Here is a 19,089-nt window from a genome sequence, read left to right on the forward strand (position 1 = left end):
GCCCGCGGTCCCGGCGAAGCCCGAGGCGCCGGCGAAGCCCGGAACCCCCGCGACGGCGGGTGCCGCGGCACCGTCGAACGGCGCGTCGAAGTTCGTGAAGACGCCGAAGCCCGAGGCTCCCGCCAAGGCGAAGCCGGAACCCGCACTGCTGTCCGGCTCGACGCTGGCCGGCGACCTGATGCGGCAGTCCCGGGRCTCGGAGGCGGCGAACGCGSGCGAGGAGACGGAACTCATCGAGGCCGCCACCGACGACGCGGACACGGAGAAGCACGAGGGCGACACTCAGAAGTCCGAGAGCCCTCGCCGTTCCCGCAAGGAGGCGAAGGCCGAGAAGGCCGAGGCCGCGAAAGCGGAGAAGGCAGGCAAGAAGGACGAGGCAGGCGAGAACTCCACTCGTGAGTGGGCCGTCCTCATCGGTCAGGGTGTCGTAGCCGTGATCGCCGGCGCCCTGCTCTTCAAGGGCTTCGAGAAGCTGTGGGACGTCTTTCCGTGGGTCGCGCTGATCCTGGCGCTGCTCGTCATCGTGGGCCTGGTCGCGATGGTCCGCATCCTGCGTCGCACCGACGACATCACCAGCTTTGTGATCGCCGTCGTGGTCGGGATGATCGTCACTCTGGGGCCGTTAGCCTTCATGCTTGCGTCGGGCTGAGTTGCTCATGGTCGGGGACAGTGGGCACGGGCAGGTTCGACGGTCATCGCGCGGGCGGAAGGTACTGGTGGGCCTGTCGACGGCCTCGGTGTACCCGGAGAACACGGAGGCGGCGTTCCGGTACGCAGCCGATCTGGGGTACGACGGCGTCGAACTGATGGTGTGGGCCGAATCGGTCAGCCAGGACGTCGGGGCAGTGGCCGGGCTGGTGCGCAGGTACGCGATTCCGGTTCAGGCGATCCACGCGCCGTGCCTGCTCATCTCGCAGCGGGTGTGGGGCGCCGACCCGGTCGCGAAGCTGGAGCGTTCTGTGCGCACCGCCGAGTCGCTCGGGGCGACGAGTGTCGTGGTGCACCCCCCGTTCCGCTGGCAGCGCCGGTACGCCGAGGGTTTCGCCGATCAGGTGGCCGACCTGGAACTGCGCAGCGACGTGATCGTCGCGGTGGAGAACATGTTCCCCATGCGGGCGGACGGCTTCTTCGGCAGCAAGGAGCGATCCGCGCAGCGGCTCCGGAGGCGGGGCGGACCGGGGGCGGCGCTGTCGGCGTTCAGCCCGTCCTACGACCCCACCGATTCGGGACACGCCCACTACACCCTCGACCTGTCGCACACGGCGACGGCAGGCATGGATGCGATGAAGCTGGCGGAGCGTATGGGGGAGGGCCTCGCTCATCTCCACCTCGCCGACGGCCGCGGCGCGTCGATGGACGAGCACCTCATCCCCGGCCACGGAGCCCAGCCCTGCGCGCAGTTGTGCCGGCATCTCGTCGACACCGGATTCGACGGGCAGGCGGTGATCGAGATCAACACACAGRACGCCCGGACGCAGCGGGAACGGTCGTCGATGCTCGCGCAGGCGCTGGCCTTCGCCCGTGAGCACCTCGAGCCGGGCCGCGCCGCCTCGGGGTCGCCCCGCAGCCACTCCGGTGGCGATCACGACGACACCTGACCTATCTGCCGCCTTCCTGCTGCGGTAAGCTCGTCGCCATATTGGATAGTCTCGGTATCTAGTGCTGAGTATCCGAGGTCGACAGTCGATGAGCCGGAGGAGGGGCCGTGCGCGTTTCCGAGTTGGTCGCCCGTACCGGCATTCCACTCGCGACGGTGAAGTACTACCTGCGCGAAGGTCTGCTGATGCCCGGCGAGGCGACGAGCGCCACCCAGGCCCGGTACGGCGAGAAGCACGTCGAGCGACTCGGCCTCGTCAAGGCGCTCGCCGGGGCCGGACTCCCGATTCCGCGCATCCGGGAGATCCTCCGGCTCGTCGACCATCCCGACGGCTCGCTGTTCGAGGTGCTCGGCGAGGCCATCGCGCAACTCCCGCCCTACCTCGACGCCAGCGTCGACGACGGGGACGAGTTCCCGCGGGCACGCGCCGTCCTCGACAGGCTCGGGCAGGTGTACGACCCGCGGTACGTCGCGGTCGGACAGCTCGAACGTGCGCTCGAGGGGCTCGAAGAGGCCGGCATCCCGATGACCGACGAGCGACTCGACGCCTACGGGCGGCACGTGCGCGGGATCGCCGAGATCGACATCGGACTCATGCCCACCGAATCGGCCGAGGACGCGATCCGCTACGCGGTGCTCGGCACCGCCATCTACGAGCCGGTGATCGCCGCGATGCGCCGCCTCGCACACCAGGACCTCGCGCAGAAGCGCCTCCGGAACCCCGAAGAACAGGATCAGCAGTGAGCTCAACTCCCTTCCGCGACCTCAACGTCCTCACCGCTGCCGGTGACGGGACCTATCAGGCGTCAATCGACCCGATCTGGACGATCGGCCCCAAGGTGCACGGCGGCTCGATGATGTCGCTGTGCGCGGCCGCGGCCCGCAGACGACTGCTCGACGAGAGCGGCGACGCCGAGCTGTCCCGGGTGCAGCCCCTCGCGGTCGGTGCCAATTACCTGTCCGCCCCCGACCCCGGCGAGGTGACGCTGTCGACGACGGTCCGCAAGCAGGGCAAGCAGGTGTCGTTCGTCGACGTGGAGCTGAAGCAGGGCGACCGAGTGGCCGTGCACGCGTCGGTCACGCTCGGCGTCCCCGACGCGGGGGAGCCGCAGTACAGCGGAGTCCACGCCCTGTCCCAGCTCCCGGTGGAACCGCCCACCGACGCTGTCGTGCTCACGGCCGACCATCCGATGGGGCAGATCGTCCACGTGTCGCAGGGCTGCGACATGCGGGTGGACGGGACGTCGGCGCACTTCCTGACCGGCAACCAGGGTGAACCCGAGGTGCGCATGTGGGTGCGACCGCGCGCGGGCGACGAGGACGACCCCGACACGGCTGCCCTGTTCGCGATCATGACCGGAGACATCAGCGCCCCCGTGACGATGAACCGCGGCATGTTCGGCTGGGCGCCCACGGTGCAGCTGACCACGTACCTGCGCAGGCAGCCGGCGCCGGGGTGGCTGCGCGTGATGGCCAGCAGCACGGTGCTCGGCGGTGCGTGGTTCGAGGAGGACCACACCGTGCTCGACTCGACCGGGGCGATCGTCGTGCAGAGCCGGCAGTTGGCGATGATCCCCCGCTAGGAAGGCGCCGCGGAGCGTCGTGGCAGGCTGTTCGGCATGACGAGAATTGCGGTAATCGGAGGCGGCAAGATCGGCGAGGCCCTCATCTCGGGGCTTCTGCAGGCAGGTCACGCCGTCAAGGATCTGGTGGTGGCCGAGCAGCATCCGGCGCGCGCCGACGAGCTGGCCGCGGCGTACGCGGTGCGGGTCACCACCCCCTCCGACGCCGCGGAAGGCGCCGACGTCATCGTGATGGCCGTCAAGCCGGGCGACGTCGAGGCCGCGCTCACCGAGGTGTCCAAGGTGGAGCTCGACGGCGAGCGCGAGCAGCTGCTCGTGTCGCTCGCTGCGGGGATCCCCACCGCCTTCTACGAGACGAGACTGCCCGCCGGGTTCCCGGTGGTCCGGGTCATGCCCAACACGCCCATGCTGGTCGGTGAGGGCGTCAGCGTGCTCGCCCCCGGCAGGCACGTGAAGAAGGAGCACCTCGAACTGGTGCGCGGCGTCCTGTCGTCGGTCGGCAAGGTCGTCGTCGTCCCCGAATCGCAGATCGACGCCGTCACCGCCGTCTCCGGCTCCGGTCCTGCCTATTTCTTTCTGGTCGCCGAGGCCATGATCGACGCGGGCGTCGGGCTCGGACTGACCCGGGCGACCGCTTCCGAGCTGGTCGTGCAGACCATGGTCGGCTCCGCGGCGATGCTCGACAGGTCGGGGGAGAGCGCGACCGAACTCCGTGCCGCCGTGACCTCGCCCGGCGGAACCACCGCGGCCGCGATCCGCCGACTGGAGGGAAACGGGCTCCGAACAGCCTTTTTCGACGCTCTCGAAGCCGCGAAGATTCGTTCCGCCGAACTCGGCACGTCGACCGAATGAATATTCGATTGCCCACACCCGTCGCAGTAACCCCATCCGTCCCGCTAAGCTCGAAGTAGCACGTGCGTGTCTGTTCCGCCGGAGGGGAAGCCGGCGGCGCGAGACGTGCCGGAGGTAAGTGGTTGATGACGTCTGCAAAAAAGCCGTCCAAGGGCTCGGCCCCGGACGGACAACCGGCCCTGGCCGGAACGCAATTTCTCACCGTCGCCGAGGTAGCGACGCTGATGAGAGTGTCCAAGATGACTGTGTATCGGTTGGTGCACAGCGGCGAACTGCCCGCCGTCCGTGTGGGCCGCTCGTTCAGAGTGCATGCGAAAGCAGTGCACGACTACCTCGAAACCTCGTACTTCGACGCCGGTTGACCGATCGGCACGAAGAGGGTCACCTCGGTTTCGCCGGCAACGGTGCGACCTAGTTTTCAGAGAGCGGACCCGCACCGGTACGATTAGCGACTGTCGTACCAGCCAGCTGGTGTCGTAAGGCGCTGAGCTAGTTAAAACGAGGCCCAGGCGCCAGAGCGGCGCAGGCGTACGTGACCGGCGTGCGCAGGAACGCTAGAGAAGAACGTGAGGGACACCCGCTATGGGTTCAGTGATCAAGAAGCGACGCAAGCGCATGTCGAAGAAGAAGCACCGCAAGCTGCTTCGCCGCACCCGAGTGCAGCGCAGGAAACTCGGTAAGTAAAGAGTTGCGTCTGGATGCCCGTCACCTCCGGTGGCGGGCATCCGTCGTTTACCCGGCACCCTCCGCGTAGTGGGCGACCGACCAATTGTCGTTGTGCGGAGCGCCATCCCCCTCCTGCACGTATCGTTGACGTCACTCGCTACGTGATCGGGGGTCCTAGTGGTTGTGAGTGACGGAGACAGTACTACGCGGACGGCGGTGCCGCGCGTCGTGCTGGTCACTGGGGCAAGCAGGTTTCTGGGTGGGTACCTGGTCACCCGGCTCGCTCAGAATCCGGACATCGAGCGAGTCATCGCGGTGGACGCGGTGTCGCCGAGCAAGGACATGTTGCGCCGCATGGGCCGCGCCGAGTTCGTGCGCGCCGATATTCGGAATCCCCTGATAGGCAAGGTCATTCGCAACGCCGAGGTCGATACCGTCGTGCACGCCTCGACGCTGGCGCGCCCGCCGAAGTCGGGCAGTCGCGCGGCGATGAAGGACATGAACGTCATCGGCGCGATGCAGTTGTTCGCCGTCTGCCAGAAGGCGCCGACCGTCCGGAAAGTCGTGCTGCGGTCGGCCTCCGTGGTGTACGGCTGCAGCGCCAAGGACCCCGCCAAGTTCACCGAGGAGATGAGCGCCCGGCGGCGTCCCGCGGGCGCCTACGCACGGGACTGCATCGAGATCGAGGGATATCTGCGGGGAATGGGGCGCAGGCGCCCCGACATCGCGGTGTCGATTCTCCGCCTCGCACCGCTGGTCGGTCCCCGCCTCAACGCAACCGTCGCGCAGTACCTCACCTCACCGGTGGTGCCGACCATTCTCGGACGCGACGCACGCCTGCAGGTGCTGCACGAGGAGGACGCGCTCGCCGCCCTGGAACGGGCCACGGTATCGGGCCCGGCGGGCACGTTCAATGTCGCCGGCGACGGCGTGGTCATGATGTCCCAGGCCATCCGCCGCGCCGGGCGGATCGAGGTCCCGATGCCGTTCGGGTTGTTCCGCAACGTCGGACGTGCGCTGATGGGTCCGGTAATGCGGTCGTACACCACCGAGCAACTCGAGTACTTCCACTTCGGTTGCGGACTCGACACCACCCGCATGCGAAGCGAACTATCCTTCGAGCCACGGTGGACCTCGATGCAGGCGCTCGACGACTTCGCTCGCGCGGCAGGCGTCAAGGCGATCATCAAGAACGAATGGGTCGACGCAGCAGAAAACGCACTACTCGCTCTTACCGGCACGGCGAAAGGAGAGAGGTGAACGAAGTGGCGAAGGTCATTCCGCTGCACGGTGCGACAACCGCGCGCGGGGCCGCTATCGGACGTTCGAGGCGTGAGCAGAGCGAGAGCCGACATCCGTCCGCGATGCCTCCACCCGCCGTGATCACCCCACCCGAGCCCGTCACCGAGACTTCGGCCGTCGACGCCGTCCGCAACGCCCTGGCCGAGCAGATCGTCAACACCGCCGAGTTCGTGCGGCGCCGGCTGTCGGGCGACTACCACGTCGACGACTTCGGCTACGACCCGCACTTCGCCGAGAACGTGTGGCTCCCCATCCTGCGGCCACTGTTCGACAAGTGGTTCCGCGTCGAGGTCAGCGGTCTGGAGAACATCCCGTCTACCGGTGGCGCGCTGGTGGTCGCCAACCATGCCGGTGTCCTGCCCATCGACGGTCTGATGACGTCCGTCGCCGTCCACGACCATCACCCCGCGCACCGCCCGCTGCGGATGCTGGCCGCCGATCTGGCCTTCGAGATGCCACTGGTCGGCGGTGTCGCCCGCAAGGCCGGGCACACCCTCGCATGCCACCCGGACGCCGTGCGCCTCCTGCAGGACGGGGAGGTCGCCGCCGTGTTCCCCGAAGGCTTCAAGGGCATCGGCAAACCGTTCAGCGAACGCTACAAGCTGCAGCGGTTCGGCCGCGGCGGCTTCGTGTCCGCCGCCATGCGGACCGGTGCGCCCATCATTCCGTGCTCGATCGTCGGATCCGAGGAGATCTACCCGAAGATCGGCGAACTCGGGACGCTCGCCCGGTTGCTGGGGATGCCGTACTTCCCGGTGACCCCGCTGTTCCCGCACTTCGGACCGCTCGGACTCGTCCCGCTGCCGTCGAAGTGGTACATCGAGTTCGGCAAGCCGATCGTCACCGACACCTACGACGCGGCGGCGGCCGACGACCCGATGGAACTGTTCGAGGTCACCGACCACGTCCGGGAGACCATCCAGCAGACGCTGTACCGGCTCCTCGCGAAGCGCCGGAACGTGTTCCTCGGCTGAACCGCCGCGGGCGGCTCAGGCCGCCTGTTCGCGGCGGCGCGCGACGATCGCGGCGAGTGCGCCGCCGGCAGCGCCGAGGAGCAGCGCCGTGGGGACGCCGATCTTGGCGGCCTTGCGTCCGGTCCGGAAGTCGCGGATCTCCCAGCCCCGGTTCTTGGCGAGTTCGCGCAGGTCGGTGTCGGGGTTGATCGCGACGGCCGTGCCGACCAGCGACAGCATCGGTACGTCGTTGTGGCTGTCCGAGTACGCGGTGCAGCGCTTGAGGTTGAGCCCCTCGCGGACGGCCAGGGCGCGCACGGCGTGCGCCTTGCCGAGGCCGTGCAGGATGTCGCCGACCAGACGTCCCGTGAACATCCCGTCCTCGCTCTCGGCCACCGTGCCGAGGGCACCGGTGAGGCCGAGGCGCTTCGCGATGACCTGGGCCAGCTCCACCGGGGTCGCGGTGACCAGCCACACCTGCTGCCCGGCGTCCAGATGCATCTGCGCCAGCGCGCGGGTGCCGGGCCAGATCTTGTCGGCGATCACCTCGTCGTAGATCTCCTCGCCGAGCCGGGCGAGCTCGGCCGTCGACCGTCCGGAGACGAACGAGAGGGCCTTCTCCCGGCCGGAGGCGACGTCGTCGCTGCTCTCCTTGCCGGTGATGCGGAACTTGATCTGCTTCCACGCGAAGTCGACGAGGTCGGACGTCTTCAGGTACTTGCGGGCGGCCAGTCCACGGGCGAAGTGGATGATCGAGGCGCCCTGGACCATCGTGTTGTCGACGTCGAAGAACGCGGCCGCAGTGAGGTCGAGGGGAACGTCGTGTTCCACCAGCTCGGTTTCCTCGCCGGACGCGACGTGGAGCGCGAGGGCCGCATCGGCACTCGCCTCACCTGCGACATTGGCACGTACCTCGGCTTCGCTGGGTCCCAGCGGATTCCTGAACTGGCGTCGGCCCGGGAGGATGATCCCCGCCAGACCTGAACCGAAACCCGTGCCGTTCGGTAGTGATCGCGCAGGCACTCGCACCTCCCGTATCGCAGAAGCCTCTGGGAGCAGCCTATCCCCCGAATCGGGGACGGGGCGGGTGGATGGCCGCGCTGAGGGAACTGTGTGACGTTCATCTCCGAGCCGATTGGCGTCTGCGGACCCCGAAACGGCACAGTGACTCCACCGGAGGCGTCGAAAGGAAGTGACGAGGCATGAGCACAGGCGGACACGAGGTGACGCTTCTCACGAGGGCGGGGTGCGGTGYGTGCGCGCCGGCCCGCGAGCTGCTGCTGGTTCTGTGCGAGGAGTTCGGGCTGGAACTGACGTGCATAGACGTCGACGAGGCGGCGGCCACGGACCCCGAATTGCGGGCCGAATTCGGCGACCGACTGCCGGTGGTATTGCTCGACGGACGTGAGCACAGTTACTGGGAGGTCGACGAAGAGCGCCTTCGCTCGGATTTACGCAAGTAAGGGAACCCTAAAAGTGGGATCTTCCGATGCCGTGCAGGTAGGACCGCATGTCGCGCAGTCGCAGCGACTTTGTGCATGGGTTCACAAGCAGTTACCGTGGTGTGAACAATTCCCCGGAGCATCGTGAAGAACGGCATCGAATGCCGGTCGGACGAGGAGCCAACGACGTGACCGAAACGCACCAGACGCATGGGTCTGTGGCCCCTGGCGTCACGGKGGCGGTCGGGCAGTCGATGGTCGGGTCTCCGGCCCCCTCGGTCGCCGGCGCCGCTCCGCTCCCCGAATCGCGGGACATCCCCCAGGCTACGGTGACGCGCCTCGCGACGTACCTGCGGGTCCTCGGAGTGCTGACGGAACGCGGCACGATCATCGTCTCGAGCGAGGAACTCGCCGCAGCCTCCGGTGTCGGCTCCGCGAAGCTCCGCAAGGACCTTTCCTTCCTGGGGCCGAACGGTGTGCGCGGCGTCGGCTACGACGTGACGCGCCTGCGGGCCCGCATCGAACGCGCGCTCGGCCTGGACCGCGGACACAAAGTGGTGCTCGTCGGCGTCGGAAACCTCGGCCAGGCGCTCGCCGGCTACGGCGGCTTCGGCCGTCGCGGGTTCTCCATGGTCGGACTGTTCGACAGCGACCCGGCGCGGGTCGGTGCGCCGGTGGGCGACCTCACCGTGCGGCACGTCGACGAACTCGAGCAGGCCTGCGCCGAACTCGAGGCCACCATCGGCGTCATCTCGACGCCCGACGAGGCGGCGCAGGAAGTCGCCGACCGTCTGGTGCGCGCCGGACTGCGCTGCATCCTCAGCTTCTCGCCGACCTCGCTCGACGTCCCCGATCACGTCGAGATGCGCCGCGTCGACCTCGCCGTCGAAATGCAGGTTCTCTCGTTCAACAGCGCACGCAACACGGAGTCGGTCCCCACCGCTCCCCGCGTCCGCATCGGACATTCGGCTGTCCCGTCCACCGCACCAAGAAACGGATCAGTGATCGCGCCGTGAGTGTTCTGCTTGTCGGGGTCTCGCACAGAACGGCCCCGGTGCCGGTTCTCGAGCGGGTAGCTGTCACCGACACCGATCGCCCGAAGTTGACGGACAAGCTTCTGGCGTCGTCGCACATCTCGGAGGCGATGATCGTCTCCACCTGCAACCGGGTGGAGATCTACGCCGTCGTCGATGCGTTCCACGGTGCGCTGGCCGAGGTCGGCGAATTGCTCGCCGACCACTCCGGGCTCGATCTCACCGATCTGCACCGGCACGCGTACGTCCGCTACAGCGAGGCTGCGGCGGAGCACCTGTTCGCCGTGGCCAGCGGCCTCGACTCGATGGTGATCGGCGAGCAGCAGATCCTGGGGCAGATCAGGACCGCCTACGCGTCGTCCGACGCGCAGCAGGCCGCCGGCCGCACCCTGCACGAACTCGCCCAGCAGGCGCTGCGCGTCGGCAAGCGGGTGCATTCGGAGACCGGTATCGATTCGGCGGGCGCGTCCGTCGTGTCCGTGGCCCTCGACCGGGCCGCCGGCATCGTCGGCGACGGCGGACTGACCGGACGCACCGCCGTTGTGGTCGGTGCCGGATCCATGGGCGGCCTGTCGGTCGCCCACCTCACGCGGGCCGGGATCGGCCGCATCGTCGTCGTGAACCGGACCAAGGAGCGTGCGGAGCACCTCGCCGACACGGCCCGGTCCAACGGCGTCGAGGCGGAAGCCCTCGAACTGAGCGAACTCCCCGCCGCGATGGCCCAGGCGGATGTCCTCGTGACCTGTACTGGCGCGGTCGGCGCCGTCGTCACGCTCGCGGACACCCACCGCGCGCTGGCACAGCCCGGCCGCGACGCCGAACGCCCCCTCGTCATCTGCGACCTCGGACTGCCCCGCGACGTCGAGCCCGCCGTATCGGGTCTGCCCGGGGTCACCGTCCTCGACATGGAATCGCTGCAGCGCGACCCCGCCGCAGGCGCCGCCGCATCCGACGCCGACGCCGCCCGGACGATCGTCGCCGCCGAACTCGCCAACTACCTCGCCGGCCAGCGGCTGGCGGAGGTCACGCCGACCGTCACCGCCCTGCGCCAGCGCGCCGCGGACGTGGTCGAGGCGGAGCTGATGCGACTGGATTCGCGTCTGCCCGGACTCGACGACCCCGAGCGCGACGAGGTCGCCCGCACCGTGCGGAGAGTGGTCGACAAGCTTCTCCACGCGCCCACCGTCCGGGTGAAGCAGCTCGCCTCCGCACCCGGTGGCGACTCCTACGCCGCCGCCCTGCGCGAGCTGTTCGAACTCAGCCCCGGATCCGTCGAGGCCGTCGCCAAGCCCACCGACCTCGGCGGCGCCACCGACCTGAGCGCCATCGACATCACCGACGGCTTCATCGCCGGCCAGGACCCGCGCCTGCGCCGCTTCGTCACAGACGACAACCATGGGAAGGAATCGCAGGCATGAGCGCCGTCGGCACCCGTACGCTGCGGATCGGAACCCGTGGGAGTGAGCTCGCGACCACCCAGGCCGGGACCGTGCGCGACGCACTGATCTCGGCCGGGCACGACGCCGAGCTCGTCATCATCAAGACCAAGGGCGACCAGTCCATGGAATCGGTGGAGAAGATCGGCGTCGGCGTCTTCACCGCCGAACTCCGGGAAGCGCTCGCCGACGGCCGCGTCGACGTGGCCGTCCACTCCTACAAGGACCTGCCGACCGCCCCCGACGAACGGTTCACCATCGCCGCCATTCCGCCGCGCGAGGATCCCCGCGACGCGCTCGTGGCCCGCGACGGACTGGTCCTCGGTGAACTGCCCGCCGGTTCGAAGGTCGGCACGTCCGCACCGCGGCGCACGTCGCAGCTCCGGGCGCTGGGCCTCGGCCTCGACATCCGTCCGCTGCGCGGCAACCTGCAGCGGCGCCTCGGCAAGGTCGAGTCCGGCGAACTCGACGCCGTCGTCCTGGCCCGCGCGGGCCTGGCGCGGATCGGACGTCTGGACCTGATCACCGAGTCCATCGAACCGGTCCAGATGCTGCCCGCCCCCGCGCAGGGCGCGCTCGCCGTCGAATGCCTGTCCGCGAACACGGCGCTCGTCGCGATCCTGTCGGAGCTCGACGACCCGAACAGCCGCGCCGCCGTCACCGCGGAACGCGCGCTGCTCGCCGAGCTCGAGGCCGGCTGCACCGCGCCCGTCGGCGCCATCGCCGAGGTCGTCGAATCACTCGACGACGACGGCCGCATCTTCGACGAACTGTCCGTCCGGGGCTGCGCCGCAGCCATCGACGGTTCCGACGTCATTCGCACGGGGGCCGTGGGCTCCCCGGAGAACGCCGCAGAACTCGGCCGCTCCGTCGCGCGGGAGCTTCTCGAGCTCGGTGCGCGGGAGCTGATGAATGTCACCGAGGCCGGTGATGCCGATGTTTGATGTGCGAAGGCCGACTGATCGGCCGATCCGCTTCCTGTACCCATCTCGACACATGATCGCACTGGAGAATTACCGATGAGCCGAGTCCGTAAGAACACCCCCGGACGAATCCTGTTCGTGGGATCCGGACCGGGCGATCCGGCACTGCTCACCGTGCACGCACGGGACGTCCTTGCCGCAGCGACCCTCGCCTTCACCGACCCCGACGTCGACAAGGGCGTCACGGTCCTGGTGGGCACCGACCTGGGCGTCGACGCCGAGACCGGTGAGCCGCTCGCCGAGGTCCGTCCCGCACTGGGTGAGCCGGCGGAGGTCGCGAAGACCCTCGTCCACGAGGCGAGGAACGGCCACGACGTCGTGCGTCTGGTGTCCGGCGACCCGCTGACCACCGACTCCGTGATCGCCGAGGTCACCGCCGTCGCCCGCACCCAGGTGCAGTTCGAGGTCCTGCCGGGCCTGCCGTCCGCGTCCGCCGTCCCGTCCTACGCCGGTATGGCACTGGGGTCGGGACACACCGAGGCCGACGTCCGCGGCGAGGTCGACTGGGCTGCCCTGGCCGCCGCACCCGGACCGCTGGTCCTGCACGCCACGTCGGGTCACCTCGCCGAGACGGCGAGCGCCCTCGTCGAGCACGGCCTGGCTCCGCAGACCCCGGCCGCCATCACGGTCCGCGGCACCACCCGGCAGCAGCGCACCGTCGAGGCCACCCTCGCGACCCTGAACGAGGCCGGTTCCGAACTGGTCGGTTCGCTGGTCGTGACGGTCGGCAAGGTCGTCGCCCAGCGCAACAAGATGTCGTGGTGGGAGTCGCGCGCACTGTACGGCTGGAAGGTCCTGGTGCCGCGCACCAAGGATCAGGCAGGCGAAATGAGCGACCGCCTCGTCACGCACGGCGCCATCCCGATCGAGGTGCCCACCATCGCCGTCGAGCCGCCCCGCAGCCCGGCGCAGATGGAACGGTCCGTCAAGGGCCTGGTCGACGGCCGCTACCAGTGGGTGGTCTTCACGTCCACCAACGCGGTGCGTGCGGTGTGGGAGAAGTTCGAGGAGTTCGGGCTCGACGCCCGCGCGTTCTCCGGCGTCAAGATCGCCTGCATCGGTGAGGCCACGGCCGCCAAGGTCCGCTCGTTCGGAATCAACCCCGAACTCGTGCCCTCCGGTGAGCAGTCGAGCGAAGGCCTGCTGGCCGAATTCGCCCCCTACGACGACGTGTTCGACCCGGTCAACCGGGTTCTGCTGCCCCGCGCCGACATCGCCACCGAGACGCTGGCCGAGGGCCTGCGCGAACGTGGCTGGGAAATCGACGACGTCACCGCCTACCGCACCGTCCGGGCCGCGCCGCCGCCGGCCGAGACCCGCGAGATGATCAAGACCGGTGGGTTCGACGCCGTCTGCTTCACCTCGTCCTCGACCGTCCGCAACCTCGTCGGCATCGCCGGAAAGCCGCACGCGCGCACCCTCGTCGCCTGCATCGGTCCGAAGACCGCCGAGACGGCCATCGAATTCGGCCTGCGCGTGGACGTGCAGCCGGAGACCGCTCAGGTCGGCCCGCTGGTGGAGGCTCTCGCCGAGCACGCCGCGCGCCTGCGTGCCGAGGGCGCACTGCCCCCGCCGCGCAAGAAGTCCCGCGCTCGGCGATAGGCGCTACGCGCCCGTGCGCCTTTTTGGTTGTTCCCACTACCAAAAAGGCGCACGGGCCCGACGAAGGAGGGCATGTCCTTGTTCCCGACCCACCGACCGCGACGCCTCCGCCGGACACCGGCGCTGCGTCGTCTCGTCGCCGAGACTTCGCTCGAGCCACGGCATCTCGTGTTGCCGATGTTCGTCGCGGACGGTATCGACGAGCCTCGTGAGATCTCGTCGATGCCCGGCGTCTTCCAGCACACACCCGACTCGCTGCGTCGGGCGGCGACGGAAGCGGTCGAGGCGGGACTCGGTGGACTCATGCTCTTCGGGGTGCCCCGTCCCGACGACAAGGATGCCGAGGGGTCCGGCGCGTCCGACCCGGACGGCATCCTGAACCGCGGATTGCGCTGGCTCGCAGACGAAGTCGGCGATGCGACGGTGATCATGGCGGACACCTGCCTGGACGAGTTCACCGACCACGGTCATTGCGGAGTTCTCGACGAGAGCGGTGCGGTCGACAACGACCTCACGCTGCAGCGGTACGTCGACATGGCGGTCGCGCAGGCCGAGGCCGGCGCGCATCTGCTCGGTCCGAGCGGAATGATGGACGGCCAGGTCGCCGCCATCCGCAAGGCCCTCGACGACGCGGGCTACACCGACGTCGGTCAGCTCGCGTACTCGGCGAAGTACGCGTCGGCGTTCTACGGCCCGTTCCGGGAGGCCGTCGGGTCGTCGTTGCAGGGTGATCGCCGCACGTACCAACAGGATTCGGCCAATCGCCGGGAATCGCTGCGGGAGGTGGACCTCGACATCGACGAGGGCGCCGACATGGTGATGGTGAAGCCGGCGATGTCCTACCTGGACGTCCTGCGCGAGACGGCAGACCGCTCTCCCGTCCCCGTTGCGGCGTATCAGATCTCGGGCGAGTACTCGATGATCACGGCCGCCGCGCAGAACGGCTGGATCGACCGGGACGCCGCGATCCTCGAATCGCTGACCAGTATCCGCCGCGCAGGCGCGGACGTCGTGCTGACGTACTGGGCGACCGAAGCGGCCGGCTGGTTGTGATCGTCTCGTCGGCGGATACGGTAGTGCCATGACCCAGCAGTGGCCACCGACACCGCCGCACCAGGCTCCGCATCAGCAGAGCCCGTCTCCGCACGATTTCCCGTACCCCCCGCCGGTGCCGCAGCCGAAGCCCGAACGTCCGGCACCGGTCGACGTGGGCACGGCAGCCCAGTTGCTGTGGGCGGTGGCCGGGCTCGGTCTGATCCAGGCGCTGGCCGCGATGGTTCTGGTGGTGGGGGAGAAGTCGACGTTCGTCGACGAACTGATGAACAACCCCAGCGTCACATCCGGCGAGGTCGACATGAGCCGCGACAGCGTGGAGTCCCTGTTCTACGTGGGTATCGGGTTCACGGTCGTCCTCATCCTGATCCTCACCGGGCTGTTCCTCCTGTTCGTGCACTTCATGCGCAAGGGCCGGAACTGGGCCAGGATGCTGCTCACCATCGCGTGCGTGATGATGGTGGTGTGGACCGTCCCGGTGCTCTTCGGCATCGGATCCGACGGAAGCGGCACCGCGCTCGCTCTCGGCGGCGTGCAGATCCTCCAGGCCGTGGTGGCCGTCGGAGCCGTCGTGCTGATGCACCGCAAGGATTCCAACAGCTACTTTTTGAGGTTGCCCCCCTCCGACGAGTAGCTTCGATTTGCTCGTGAAATATAAAGATGTACCGTGAAGTACGTCACAAGGGCAGACCGCAGACTTCATTTCGACCGAAGGACTTTTCTCCATGCGCGCTGACGATCGAGCACACGGGTCTCGCAAAGAAGCACTGATGTTCGCCATCATCGTGGCCTTCGTGCTGCTGACTCTGTTGCTCGTCGTGATCCCGGGCGCCCTCTCCTGACGTGCCCCACGTTTTCCTCGCGCGCCACGATGTCGCAGGATGAGCGTGTGAGCGAACCAGCCGTCCTGTTCAGTGAGCCCGGCGCCCGCTGGCGGATGGTGGYGTTCGGCCCGGTCTTCTGCCTGATCGCGCTGATCATCGAACTACTGACCGGCCCGGTGGTGCACTGGTTCGCGCTGTCGTTGTTCGCAGTGTTGCTCAGCGGTTTCGTCTACGTGCAGGTGGTGGCCGCCCGTAGGCATGCCAGCGTCGAACTCACGACGTCGTCGTTGCGGCAGGGCACCGAAGACGTGCCGATCACCGAGATCGTGAAGATCATGCCCCCCGCCGACCCGGAGTCGTACGAGCAGCAGCCGTGGGAAACCGCCCGGAGTCTGGGGGAGCTGTCCGCGGTTCCCCGCCGGCGGACGGGCATCGGACTGCGACTGCGGGGCGGCGCCCTGGTGCAGGCGTGGGCGAAGGACGACGAGGCATTGCGCGCGCAGCTCGAATCGCTGCTCGCGAAGTCGGCGGGCGGGTCGGCGGAATGAACCGCCGGACCGCGGTGGTGACAGCGGAGTGGATCGGTGCCGTGGCCGGTGTCGTCGCCGCGGTGTGGTGCTGGAACCACGCCCAGGTCACATCGGAGTTCGGTCCCGTAGCGCCGGGTGCACCCTCCTTCGAGGGAACCGCGTACTCGGGGTCGTGGATCGCCGTCGCAGCCGGACTGCTGACGGTCGCGGGGTTGCTGGTGATCGATTCGGTGCGCCGGCTCCGGTCCGGCCCGGCGGGCGAACCCGCCGAGCCGTCCTCGTCATCGGAAGATCTGGGTCTTGCGGACGGTGTCGGTCCCGGGACCGTCGAGCATCGCGGAGCCGAGTAGCGCCTCGGGAACCCCGAGGCCCTCGATCAACGTCTGGGCGTGCGGCCGCAGCGACCGGCAGCGCTCGTTGATTCCCCGCTGCACCGCCTTCGACCGCTCCACCGACAGCTGCCGGTGCTCCATGAACCACGCCTTGTCTTCTTCGATCACGCTCAGCGCGTAGAGGTCGCAGACATCGCTCAGCAGGTCGCGGGCGTCGTCGTCGTCGCATTCGTCGATGCCGGCGACGAACGCCTCGAGCACCACCCGGTCGATGTGCGCCTGCGCGGCGTGCAGCACGTGATCCTGCACGAAATTGAAGGCGTCGAACGGGTTCTCCTCGCGCTTCTGCGCAGCCTGGAGGCGACGGGCGGCGGTCGCGAGCAGGTACTGCTCGCGGTCCTCGAACATCGTCAGCTGCGTGCCGCGGTTGAAGAGGCTGCCGTCCTCCTCGTTGTCCTGCCGCGTGTCGAGGATCGTCTGGATGATCTGCTGCGCGGCGGTGCGCTTCTTGACGACGTCGGAAACCGTGGTGGCCGCGAAGCGCATCCATTCGACGGGGCTCATGCCGCGCACCTCGTCCGCGTAGGACGTGAGCAGTTCCTTGGCCACGAGCTGCGTCAGGACGTGGTTGTCGCCCTCGAACGTGGTGAACACATCGGTGTCGGCCTTGAGCGCCGTGAGACGGTTCTCGGCCATGTACCCGGCGCCGCCGCACGCTTCACGGGCCTCCTGGATCGCACGGGTGGCGTGCCAGGTGTTCGCAACCTTGAGCCCGGCGGCGCGGCCCTCGAGTTCACGCTGTTCCTGGGGGTCGGCGTCGGCACTGCTCTGGATCTCGTGCATCTTGGCGACGAGCTCGTTCTGCGCGAACTGCAGAGCGTAGGAGCGTGCGATCAACGGGAACAGCCTGCGCTGGTGGACGAGGTAGTCCATGAGCAGCACCTCGTCCTCGGCCTGCGGGGCATTGAACTGCCTGCGCTGCAACGCATATCGGGTGGCGATCGACAATGCGACGCGGGCGGCGGCGCCGGCGGACCCGCCCACCGTGACGCGTCCCCGCACGAGAGTGCCCACCATCGTGAAGAATCGGCGGTTCGCGTTGTCGATCGGCGAGGTGTACGTGCCGTCGGGTTCCACGTCGGCGTATTTGTTGAGCAGGTTCTCCCGCGGAATTCGGACCTGGTCGAACGTGATTCGGCCGTTGTCGACGCCGGGAAGTCCACCCTTGTACCCACAGTCCGACGTGTGGACGCCGGGGAGATCGTTGCCGTCCTCGTCCCGGATCGGCACCACGAAGCAATGCACGCCTTGCGACTCGCCGCCCGTGATCAACTGCGCGAACACGGCCGCCATCGTCGCGTGCTGCGCCGCCCCGCCGATGTAGTCCTTGCGCGAGGACGGCGTGGGGGAGTGGATGACGAATTCGCCCGCGTCCGCGTCGTACGTCGCGGTGGTCTCGAGGGCCTGCACGTCGCTGCCGTGACCCGTCTCGGTCATCGCGAAACACCCCAGCAGATCCAGATCGACGAGTCGCTTCACGTACGCCTCGTGATGGCGCGCGGTACCGAGGTTCTCGATCGCGCCGCCGAACAGTCCCCACTGCACGCCCGCCTTGACCATCAGGGACAGGTCCGACATCGCAAGCATCTCGATGCTCGTGACTGCGGCGCCGGCGTCACCGGTGCCGCCGTGGTCTTTCGCGAATCCGTCGGCGGCGTAGCCGTTGCTCGCCAGCAGACGCAACWGCGCCAGCGTCTTGGCGCGGGCCTCGTCGAGGTCGGGGGTGTAGTGCGGTGCGAAGTCGGGGGATCCGGACAATTCCGCCCTGACGCGCTCGCGTACCTCCCGCCAGCGTCCGTCGAGGGTGCTTCTCAGGTGGTCAGCTGTGGTGGCCATGACTCGACAGTAGCGGTCGCTCCGAGGCGCGTGATGTCGGTCGAGGAACAGGTCCGGCGATCAGGGGACACCGAAGGTGCCGAAGCCTTCCTCCGGCCGGCCGTAACACCGGTGATGGGCGTTGCATGCGGCAATGCTCTGGGTATTCCGGTGTGGTGAGCATTTCCCACGCACTACGGTCCCTCGTCACGGGCCCGACCTTCCGGTGGACGTCCGCACCGAGTGGCACCGCCCGCCACCCGATCAGTATCACCACGGCATCGGTGTCACTCGAACAACAGCATCGGGTGCGGGTGCGCAAGTACGTGATCGTGGCGTCGTTCAGGATTCTCGCGTTCGTGCTGTCCGCGGTGGTCTACGGTCTGTCCGGTAACCCGTGGGTGGCCGTGGCGATCATCGGTGTGTCGCTGCCCCTGCCGTGGCTCGTCGCCCTGATCGTCGACGACCTGCCGCCGTGGGAGACGGACGAGTCCCACGGTAGTGGGTGAGGCGGTCACCAGAAGCGACTCCCGGGCCCGCCCTTGAACGGGCCGACCACCCGATCGGTGATCCACCCGCCGTAGAAGCCCCCCGTCTGGGGCCGAACCCGCTCGCCGTCGACGAAACAGCCGTCCATCGATCCCGGCATGACCGCCACGTGCCCGAGGAGAGATTCGTACCCGGCGACCGGCCGCGGATAGTGCCACGCCGCACGCTCGGCGACGTGTCCGCCCGCGACGACGTCGAAATAATCCGCCCGCCCCTTCCACTCGCACACCGTGCTCCCGGCAACCGGACGCAGGACCCCCTCGGCGAAACACGTGCGCGGCAGGTAGTACGTCGGCGGGTGGCTCGTCTCGAGCAGGCGCAGCGGGTTGCGTGTGCGTGCGACGAGTTGCCCGCCGAACCGCACCTCCACCAACTCGCCGCTCTGCTCGACCACGGGTGGCCGCGGGTAGTCCCACACCGATTCCTGGCCCGGACCGACGGGGTCCGGGATCGGGTGGCCGCTCGTCATGCGTGGA

General features: G+C 68.5%; 21 protein-coding genes and 1 pseudogene. 19 read left to right on the plus strand and 3 right to left on the minus strand.

Annotated elements, in window-relative coordinates:
• From AC1D1G_RS20135 to AC1D1G_RS20175, 9 genes and pseudogenes are all read left to right on the plus strand, one after another.
• A pseudogene (locus AC1D1G_RS20135) lies at positions 1-649 on the plus strand (hypothetical protein); the annotation flags it as partial.
• Positions 650-656: 7 nt separating this feature from the next.
• Positions 657-1,598 (plus strand): sugar phosphate isomerase/epimerase family protein, encoded by a 942-nt coding sequence (locus AC1D1G_RS20140; protein WP_477953445.1) that lies wholly within the window; start codon positions 657-659, stop codon positions 1,596-1,598.
• 107 nt (positions 1,599-1,705) lie between these two features.
• Positions 1,706-2,341 (plus strand): MerR family transcriptional regulator, encoded by a 636-nt coding sequence (locus AC1D1G_RS20145; protein ID WP_283331010.1) that lies wholly within the window; start codon positions 1,706-1,708, stop codon positions 2,339-2,341.
• A complete protein-coding gene (locus AC1D1G_RS20150; protein ID WP_280779883.1) occupies positions 2,338-3,180 on the plus strand; it encodes a thioesterase family protein in 843 nt (280 codons plus the stop codon). Before AC1D1G_RS20145 ends, AC1D1G_RS20150 begins: the two co-directional genes overlap by 4 nt.
• A gap of 36 nt (positions 3,181-3,216) precedes the next feature.
• A complete protein-coding gene (proC, locus tag AC1D1G_RS20155; protein ID WP_105415988.1) occupies positions 3,217-4,032 on the plus strand; it encodes a pyrroline-5-carboxylate reductase in 816 nt (271 codons plus the stop codon).
• 125 nt (positions 4,033-4,157) lie between these two features.
• Complete coding sequence (locus tag AC1D1G_RS20160) at positions 4,158-4,394, plus strand: helix-turn-helix domain-containing protein (RefSeq protein WP_005258384.1); 237 nt, start codon at positions 4,158-4,160, stop codon at positions 4,392-4,394.
• Positions 4,395-4,614: 220 nt separating this feature from the next.
• Positions 4,615-4,716, plus strand: a complete 102-nt coding sequence (locus tag AC1D1G_RS20165; protein WP_003402602.1) for a 30S ribosomal protein bS22 — start codon at positions 4,615-4,617, stop codon at positions 4,714-4,716.
• A 198-nt stretch (positions 4,717-4,914) separates the two neighbouring features.
• Entirely contained in the window at positions 4,915-5,958 is a 1,044-nt protein-coding gene (locus AC1D1G_RS20170; protein ID WP_009474737.1) for an NAD-dependent epimerase/dehydratase family protein, read from the plus strand.
• Complete coding sequence (locus AC1D1G_RS20175; RefSeq protein ID WP_477953447.1) at positions 5,955-6,974, plus strand: lysophospholipid acyltransferase family protein; 1,020 nt, start codon at positions 5,955-5,957, stop codon at positions 6,972-6,974. Before AC1D1G_RS20170 ends, AC1D1G_RS20175 begins: the two co-directional genes overlap by 4 nt.
• 15 nt (positions 6,975-6,989) lie before the next feature.
• On the opposite strand, the gene AC1D1G_RS20180 is transcribed toward AC1D1G_RS20175, so the two are convergent.
• Complete coding sequence (locus tag AC1D1G_RS20180) at positions 6,990-7,976, minus strand: HAD family hydrolase (RefSeq protein WP_283352852.1); 987 nt, start codon at positions 7,974-7,976, stop codon at positions 6,990-6,992.
• Between the two features lie 179 nt (positions 7,977-8,155).
• On the opposite strand from AC1D1G_RS20180, the gene AC1D1G_RS20185 reads away from it, so the two are divergent.
• From AC1D1G_RS20185 to AC1D1G_RS20225, 9 genes are all read left to right on the plus strand, one after another.
• The gene (locus tag AC1D1G_RS20185) at positions 8,156-8,416 is read left to right on the plus strand and encodes a glutaredoxin family protein (protein ID WP_477953449.1); all 261 of its coding nucleotides are present in this window, start codon (positions 8,156-8,158) and stop codon (positions 8,414-8,416) included.
• 140 nt (positions 8,417-8,556) lie between these two features.
• Positions 8,557-9,411, plus strand: coding sequence for a redox-sensing transcriptional repressor Rex (locus tag AC1D1G_RS20190; protein ID WP_477953450.1), 855 nt, complete (start codon positions 8,557-8,559; stop codon positions 9,409-9,411).
• Positions 9,408-10,847 (plus strand): glutamyl-tRNA reductase, encoded by a 1,440-nt coding sequence (locus tag AC1D1G_RS20195; protein WP_016882766.1) that lies wholly within the window; start codon positions 9,408-9,410, stop codon positions 10,845-10,847. Before AC1D1G_RS20190 ends, AC1D1G_RS20195 begins: the two co-directional genes overlap by 4 nt.
• Complete coding sequence (gene hemC, locus AC1D1G_RS20200; RefSeq protein ID WP_280779884.1) at positions 10,844-11,809, plus strand: hydroxymethylbilane synthase; 966 nt, start codon at positions 10,844-10,846, stop codon at positions 11,807-11,809. Before AC1D1G_RS20195 ends, hemC begins: the two co-directional genes overlap by 4 nt.
• Before the next feature lie 75 nt (positions 11,810-11,884).
• Positions 11,885-13,450, plus strand: a complete 1,566-nt coding sequence (locus AC1D1G_RS20205; RefSeq protein ID WP_005251986.1) for a bifunctional uroporphyrinogen-III C-methyltransferase/uroporphyrinogen-III synthase — start codon at positions 11,885-11,887, stop codon at positions 13,448-13,450.
• A 78-nt stretch (positions 13,451-13,528) separates the two neighbouring features.
• Positions 13,529-14,503 (plus strand): porphobilinogen synthase, encoded by a 975-nt coding sequence (gene hemB / locus AC1D1G_RS20210; RefSeq protein ID WP_283331305.1) that lies wholly within the window; start codon positions 13,529-13,531, stop codon positions 14,501-14,503.
• Between the two features lie 28 nt (positions 14,504-14,531).
• Entirely contained in the window at positions 14,532-15,137 is a 606-nt protein-coding gene (locus AC1D1G_RS20215; RefSeq protein WP_317570138.1) for a hypothetical protein, read from the plus strand.
• A 255-nt stretch (positions 15,138-15,392) separates the two neighbouring features.
• Positions 15,393-15,875: a hypothetical protein gene (locus tag AC1D1G_RS20220; RefSeq protein WP_477953452.1), complete on the plus strand. Its 483-nt coding sequence runs from the start codon at positions 15,393-15,395 to the stop codon at positions 15,873-15,875.
• Positions 15,872-16,207 carry a hypothetical protein gene (locus AC1D1G_RS20225; protein WP_105415976.1) on the plus strand — a complete coding sequence of 112 codons (336 nt, stop codon included), beginning with the start codon at positions 15,872-15,874 and terminating at the stop codon, positions 16,205-16,207. Before AC1D1G_RS20220 ends, AC1D1G_RS20225 begins: the two co-directional genes overlap by 4 nt.
• Here the strand turns inward: AC1D1G_RS20225 and AC1D1G_RS20230 are convergent.
• Complete coding sequence (locus AC1D1G_RS20230) at positions 16,139-18,085, minus strand: acyl-CoA dehydrogenase family protein (protein ID WP_477953453.1); 1,947 nt, start codon at positions 18,083-18,085, stop codon at positions 16,139-16,141. The two genes, AC1D1G_RS20225 and AC1D1G_RS20230, sit on opposite strands and share 69 nt — an antisense overlap.
• A gap of 155 nt (positions 18,086-18,240) precedes the next feature.
• Here AC1D1G_RS20230 and AC1D1G_RS20235 point away from each other — a divergent pair, with 155 nt between their 5' ends.
• The gene (locus tag AC1D1G_RS20235) at positions 18,241-18,573 is read left to right on the plus strand and encodes a DUF3099 domain-containing protein (protein WP_283331018.1); all 333 of its coding nucleotides are present in this window, start codon (positions 18,241-18,243) and stop codon (positions 18,571-18,573) included.
• Positions 18,574-18,578: 5 nt separating this feature from the next.
• Here the strand turns inward: AC1D1G_RS20235 and AC1D1G_RS20240 are convergent, their stop codons facing one another.
• Entirely contained in the window at positions 18,579-19,082 is a 504-nt protein-coding gene (locus AC1D1G_RS20240; RefSeq protein ID WP_280779889.1) for a DUF427 domain-containing protein, read from the minus strand.
• Between the last annotated feature and the right edge of the window lie 7 nt (positions 19,083-19,089).

This window comes from Rhodococcus sp. P3_B8 (genome assembly GCF_056402775.1).

Bases quoted from the DNA above. Each gene is read 5' to 3' on its own strand.
- proC (WP_105415988.1), top strand. From the start codon at position 3,217: ATGACGAGAATTGCGGTAATCGGAGGCGGCAAGATCGGCGAGGCCCTC.
- AC1D1G_RS20160 (WP_005258384.1), top strand. From the start codon at position 4,158: ATGACGTCTGCAAAAAAGCCGTCCAAGGGCTCGGCCCCGGACGGACAA.
- AC1D1G_RS20165 (WP_003402602.1), top strand. From the start codon at position 4,615: ATGGGTTCAGTGATCAAGAAGCGACGCAAGCGCATGTCGAAGAAGAAG.
- hemC (WP_280779884.1), top strand. From the start codon at position 10,844: ATGAGCGCCGTCGGCACCCGTACGCTGCGGATCGGAACCCGTGGGAGT.
- AC1D1G_RS20205 (WP_005251986.1), top strand. From the start codon at position 11,885: ATGAGCCGAGTCCGTAAGAACACCCCCGGACGAATCCTGTTCGTGGGA.
- AC1D1G_RS20215 (WP_317570138.1), top strand. From the start codon at position 14,532: ATGACCCAGCAGTGGCCACCGACACCGCCGCACCAGGCTCCGCATCAG.
- AC1D1G_RS20225 (WP_105415976.1), top strand. From the start codon at position 15,872: ATGAACCGCCGGACCGCGGTGGTGACAGCGGAGTGGATCGGTGCCGTG.
- AC1D1G_RS20240 (WP_280779889.1), bottom strand. From the start codon at position 19,082: ATGACGAGCGGCCACCCGATCCCGGACCCCGTCGGTCCGGGCCAGGAA.